The following is a 5308-nucleotide window of genomic DNA, read 5'->3' as shown; positions in this document are numbered from 1 at the left end:
GTAAATAAATACTCAAACTCTTCTTGGGTGGCTTTGAGCTACGCCCGAAATATGCAATTTAAATGTATAACAGCTTACCAGGAAAGCTTTCAAAACGCTGTCCCTGTTTTAAAACACCAACTACAGACCAATTAAAAACCTCAAATGGAGTGCGGTTGTCAACACGCATAAATTCTTCAAAAGAAGAATTCATGCGACAATTTAACCCCTTTGGGTCTGGGTCTACTACTTCCCAATAAGTATGATAATATCTTCCCGTATAATCCCCTTGATTATTAGGACTTGGGAAAGCTGCTGTAGAACCCAGTTTAGCTGTTCCTAATACCAGAAGAGTGGCAAGAGAAATGGTTTTTAATTCTTTTAACATGGGGCTCACTTTTTAAAGACTACATTTATTGGCAATCAAAGCGCGATCGCACTTCTTCAACAACCTCCATCCCACCTCATGGGATGAAAAGCCTACTTACACCCATATAGCCATTAATACCAAGCACAATCTCTATTAGACTCTCAACACAACGTTCTCGATATTCCCAATCATTCAGTAATCTATCAGCGTTTCCAATCGTAATCACAGGTAATGAATTAGGGGTATTTTCTTCGCGCATTACTTGTTCTAAAGAATCCTTGCCTTTCATACTGCGATTAGCTGTCAGCAAAATCATCTGATTTTCTTGAGCAAGTCGCCAAACTACCCTGTCATCGCTATCAATGGGTAATTCCATTTGTGCAAAGGTGACAAAACGAATTGGGATGATATCAAGCCAACCTTGATTAGCAATAGAGCCAAAGAAAATTATGGCGTGTCCGTTGAGATTATGATCTATCAAAAAAATCACGCTTTTGCCTCACGCTTTGCCTTCGCGGCTCGAAGCTTTTCCCATGCAGCTTCCGTTCCCGGTCTTGGTGGTTGCGCCGCAATTCTGGCAATCAGATCGCGATTTTTTTCTTCATAGTACAGCCGCAGTTCTTCAGCTTCCTTAAGCACCATTTGATACTCAGCTTCCACATCGGCGCGATTGGCCTCAATATAAGCTAAAGCTGCGTTAATTTGTTCCTCTGTAAGGTCAAATAATCCCCTGATAAACTTAGGCGGATATTGAGCCGTTACATAATCCATGATGTCGTAGAGGGTGATGCGCGTACCTGCGATGGACAGTCCTCTTTCGGTACGGAGAATAGCTGTTTGTTCGTCGGATATGGTTGTCATACCTATAACCTCCTTGAAGTTATTTCTATATTATACCAACTCTCAAAAGTCTGGCAACAATCATTAGTGTTGGGTTTATTTCCTGTTTTAGTAACGCGATCCAAATCCAAGAAACCGGGTTTCTGCGATCATCTTGGAATCCCACCGAAATTTTGGAAAGAAACCAGGTTTCTGAACCCCCACGCTATCGTCCAACTTCAACTAAACCCAGCTAACCATAGCGGAAGCATCAACAGCAACCCAACAGAAGTGATGGCGATGCTGCTAGCTAACAAATCGCGATCGAGCTCGTAGACTTCTGCTAAAATCAGCACCGAAAGAGCTGTGGGCGTTCCCGACATCAACACCAACACCAACCTCGGATCGCCCCTCAATCCGAAATAACTAGCACCCAATCCGATCAGCACCGGCACAATTACCACTTTTAACAGCGACGGGATTAACGCCAGTTCAAAACTTTCCCATTTCTTAATAGACCTCAGCCGGATGCCAACCAGCAGTAAAGCACTGGCAATTACCACCCAAACTGCCGTCTGCAATCCCGATTCCACTGTCTGGGGCAGGGGGATATTTCTGGTGAAAAAACCAATTAAAAATGCCCACAGCGCGGGAACTGTCAGCACATCCCGGATCTGAGTCCACCAGTGATTTTTTTGCTCGGAATTGCCGAAATAGCTAGCAATAAATACACCGAAACAATAAGTTCCAATAACATTGTTAGTGACGCTGTACAAGACAGCCCAGTTGTTGTTATCGGTGCTGATGATAGAGGGGGTGATTGCTAATCCGACAAAGCCCGTATTCCCTAACATCGCAGCTAGGATAAAACTCCCTTGGCTCGATCGCTTCAGGGAATTAAAATTTAATAAAGATAAATTTACCCGAGAATTCTTGCCCTGAAAATAGGGCTTTTTGATGTGGGCCGCACTTAGCCTGCGCAATAATACCCAAGTCAACCAAGCTAAACTCGTACTCAGAAATAACACGAATATGGCGATCGCCGGCGTGAATCCCACAGCACCCGAAAAATCGCTCTGACGGGCTAAAACTAAAATTTGCAGCGGTATCCCAATCCAGAAAAGAAAGTGGCTCAGCAGCTTGGGAAAATCAACTGGGATGTACCGAAACAGCAGCAGTCCCAAGCCCGTCCAGATCACGAGAGGGGTATAAGCGTGAAATAAGGTTTCAACCATAAAAATTTAACTTGACAATTTGAAATGCCTTTATCTATTAATAGTAATGCTAAAGTCCGTTTGAGAAATGCGAATTCTCGTTAGCGGAGCCCTCGAAGAGGATCGCAGTTGCACGCTTTTTCGTCCTAGCCTGTTCGCAGCACTGCGGGCCCGAAAATTTCCGCCCAAATTCCCGCACCTTGCAAGGCAAAATTCTCAGACTCGCAGCCCCAAATGCTTGCAGCTTTTTACCTTCACATTCACAAAACCTTTTTTAATTTAACAAATGTGCGATCGAGTTATCTTGCCTTTTCCCAACAAATGTCCCACGTTTTCCTGCCGTTTCGCTCGAACCCAAATACGGCGAGACTAAAGCTGCTAATCACTTGCACCGATCAATTCAATTTCAAAGCATTAACAGGCACTTCATCCCAAGAACTAACAGTGCGCAAGGTAGCAACCCAGCCCTGCTTTTTTTGCTCTGCCGTCAAATTCTTCTCAAAAGATTCGTGGCAATCCTTCGCTTGAGTCTCATCGCAACAAGCAATGCAAGAATAAAGAAGGCCCGACGGATCGATTTGCTCGTTTACCCAAATAATCACGATCTACTCTCTCAATCAAAATCTACTGTTACTTAAATTTTCCTATATTTTTGCCAATTATCTACTCGGATTAGGCAACCCAAGATTTAAGGCGCTACAGATTTGTTGTAAGGTGCTTGTAGCACACCCTACGGATTCGTTGTAAGGTGCGCGGTACACACCTTAATTTCTTAGTCTCTTAGAGAGGGACGAAAGTTTTTGTAGGATTGATTGCAGTCGCCGAGTCTTATTGAGGGGTTTTTACAATTGTTTCGATGCCAAAGTTGCCAAAGACTCGCCCGCAACCCGGCAAATCCGCCAGTCGGGCATTACATCAGCACCGATACCCTTGTAAAATCCGATCGCCAATTCATTCCAATCCAAAACGCTCCATTCCAAACGCCCGCAGCCCCTTTCTACTGTTAACTGCGCTAAATAAACTATCAAAGACTTGCCAATTCCCCGCCCTCGAAACTCAGGCAGCACAAACAAATCTTCCAAATAAATTCCCGGCTGAGTCAAAAAAGTAGAATAATTGTAAAAAAACAGCGCCCAGCCCACAACTCGACCTTCGCACTCGGCTAAAATCGCTTCCACAAAAGGTCGAGCGCCAAACAAATGATGCTCCAAATCAACGGCATTGCCAGTAACGGCATGAGATAATTTCTCGTATTCAGCTAAAGCTTTAATCAAATCAAACAGCACCGGCACGTCGGCGCGGGTAGCTGGGCGCAAAATTACCTCAGAAGACATAAATAAGTAAGTAGTACGCGACAATCAACAATTAAAAATACCACATCCAGACATTTTTAATTTGTAATTTTTAATTAAGCTTTTCCAGCTTGAACCAGCATATTTACGGCGGTGTCGGATTGCCCCTCACAATAATTTTAAGATTTTTCAAAATGCAAACTCAATTTTTTTTTTCTTATTTCAACCAGCCCTTCAATCGTTCCGTCACTTGAGGGCGGCGCAGCTTTCGCATTGCCTTATTTTGAATTTGACGGACTCGTTCGCGCGACAAATTGAACAAACTGCTGACCTCTTCTAAAGTGTAAGGTTCGCCGGTCAGCAAACCATAACGCATAGCAACAATCTCTTTTTCCCGCTCAGTCAAAATACTGTCCAACACCTCCAAAATATCTTGGCGCATCATCATCTCATTCATCTGAGCTTCGGGAGATTGCGTCGCGTTATCTTCGAGAACATCCAAAAGTTCCGAACTTTCTTCTGAGCCGATGCGGTGGTTGAGAGACAAAGATTGCCGGCGTACTTGCTGGAGGTAGCGAAGCTGTTGGCAAGTAACTTCCATTTCTCTAGCAAGTTCAGTTTCACTGGGATTGCGTTGAAGAGAACGCCTCAAATCTCGATAAACTCTTTTGAGTTTATTTAACTGTTCGACAATATGAACCGGCAAGCGAATCGTCCGCCCTTGATTGGCAATTGTGCGGGTAATTCCTTGGCGAATCCACCAATAGGCATAAGTAGAAAATTTGTAACCCTTCTCCGGATCGAACTTTTCGGCTGCCCGATTCAAACCCAAAGCTCCTTCCTGAATTAAATCGAGAAAAGGCACGCCCCGATTGAGATAGCGTTTGGCAATCGAAACTACCAAGCGCAAATTCGAGCTGATCATTTTCCGCTTGGCAGACTGACACTGGTGGCGAAGCTGTTGCAGTTGAGTTTCGCTCACCCCCAAAGCCGTCGCGAGTTCAGCTTTTGTCGGCACTCTCTCCAATTCCTGCTGCAAACGCTGTTCTAGTTCGTCCAGGGCTACCAATTCTTGAACGCGGCGCGCCAACTCCACCTCTTCGGCAGCAGTCAGTAGAGGATAGCGAGCCATTTCCTTGAACAAAGCTCCCACTGGATCGTCGGCAGACCAGTTGTTGTATGCTGACGAGCGAGTTGCCGTCGGACGATCGATCTCGGTGTCTTCATCTTCTGCGATCGCGAGTGAGGCTTCGGGTGCCACCGCAAAACTGCCTAGGTCAGATTCTGCCATATGGTGCTTGGTGTCGGTGGGATGATTTGAATTGTCTGCCTTCACTGTAACCAATTTTTTGCTAATTAAAAGGCCCGCAGGCAGATTGCTCCTGCGGGCCTTTTGGATTTAAAATATAAAAGCAGCGAACCGGAGCATTACTGGCGGTGGGGAAACTTGCTGAAATCTCGTGCAAGAGATAGCTGCTGACTGGATTTTAAGTTTTAGATTTTAGATTCACCCCCGCAATTGTCAGAGCGTCCGAACTTGGCTTCAATTTCTAAATTTTCAATGATTTCTGGTCTGGCTAAGAACTTTGCATTTTGTTCGGCTAACTCAAGTAAATCAACTTTGTCCGGGTAAC

The 5308-nt window shown here is 44.7% G+C and carries 7 protein-coding genes; all 7 read right to left on the bottom strand.

Annotated elements, in window-relative coordinates; genetic code table 11:
• Nucleotides 1-58: 58 nt before the first annotated feature.
• The 7 genes from QUA78_RS31660 to QUA78_RS31630 all read right to left on the bottom strand — a co-directional run bounded on the left by QUA78_RS31660 (nucleotide 59) and on the right by QUA78_RS31630 (nucleotide 4965).
• On the bottom strand, nucleotides 59-367 hold the full coding sequence (locus QUA78_RS31660; RefSeq protein WP_333307084.1) for a hypothetical protein: 309 nt from the start codon (nucleotides 365-367) through the stop codon (nucleotides 59-61).
• 76 nt (nucleotides 368-443) lie between these two features.
• Complete coding sequence (locus QUA78_RS31655; protein WP_333307086.1) at nucleotides 444-839, bottom strand: ACP S-malonyltransferase; 396 nt, start codon at nucleotides 837-839, stop codon at nucleotides 444-446.
• The gene (locus tag QUA78_RS31650) at nucleotides 836-1210 is read right to left on the bottom strand and encodes a DUF433 domain-containing protein (RefSeq protein ID WP_333307087.1); all 375 of its coding nucleotides are present in this window, start codon (nucleotides 1208-1210) and stop codon (nucleotides 836-838) included. Before QUA78_RS31650 ends, QUA78_RS31655 begins: the two co-directional genes overlap by 4 nt.
• Before the next feature lie 197 nt (nucleotides 1211-1407).
• On the bottom strand, nucleotides 1408-2403 hold the full coding sequence (locus QUA78_RS31645) for an AEC family transporter (protein ID WP_333307089.1): 996 nt from the start codon (nucleotides 2401-2403) through the stop codon (nucleotides 1408-1410).
• 374 nt (nucleotides 2404-2777) lie between these two features.
• Complete coding sequence (locus tag QUA78_RS31640; RefSeq protein WP_333307091.1) at nucleotides 2778-2984, bottom strand: glycogen debranching protein; 207 nt, start codon at nucleotides 2982-2984, stop codon at nucleotides 2778-2780.
• Between the two features lie 240 nt (nucleotides 2985-3224).
• The gene (locus QUA78_RS31635) at nucleotides 3225-3716 is read right to left on the bottom strand and encodes a GNAT family N-acetyltransferase (protein WP_333307093.1); all 492 of its coding nucleotides are present in this window, start codon (nucleotides 3714-3716) and stop codon (nucleotides 3225-3227) included.
• A 175-nt stretch (nucleotides 3717-3891) separates the two neighbouring features.
• Nucleotides 3892-4965: an RNA polymerase sigma factor, RpoD/SigA family gene (locus QUA78_RS31630; protein ID WP_333399227.1), complete on the bottom strand. Its 1074-nt coding sequence runs from the start codon at nucleotides 4963-4965 to the stop codon at nucleotides 3892-3894.
• Nucleotides 4966-5308 lie beyond the last annotated feature (343 nt).

This window comes from Microcoleus sp. K4-B3 (assembly GCF_036704615.1).
Taxonomy (GTDB): Bacteria; Cyanobacteriota; Cyanobacteriia; order Cyanobacteriales; family Microcoleaceae; genus Microcoleus.
The sequence above is the reverse complement of the archived record's forward strand: the minus strand, read 5'-3'. Positions and strand labels throughout refer to the sequence as shown.

Excerpts from the sequence above, each read along its gene's own strand:
- QUA78_RS31650 (WP_333307087.1), bottom strand. The coding sequence starts at position 1,210 with ATGACAACCATATCCGACGAACAAACAGCTATTCTCCGTACCGAAAGA.
- QUA78_RS31635 (WP_333307093.1), bottom strand. The coding sequence starts at position 3,716 with ATGTCTTCTGAGGTAATTTTGCGCCCAGCTACCCGCGCCGACGTGCCG.
- QUA78_RS31630 (WP_333399227.1), bottom strand. The coding sequence starts at position 4,965 with ATGGCAGAATCTGACCTAGGCAGTTTTGCGGTGGCACCCGAAGCCTCA.
- QUA78_RS31645 (WP_333307089.1), bottom strand. The coding sequence starts at position 2,403 with ATGGTTGAAACCTTATTTCACGCTTATACCCCTCTCGTGATCTGGACG.
- QUA78_RS31660 (WP_333307084.1), bottom strand. The coding sequence starts at position 367 with ATGTTAAAAGAATTAAAAACCATTTCTCTTGCCACTCTTCTGGTATTA.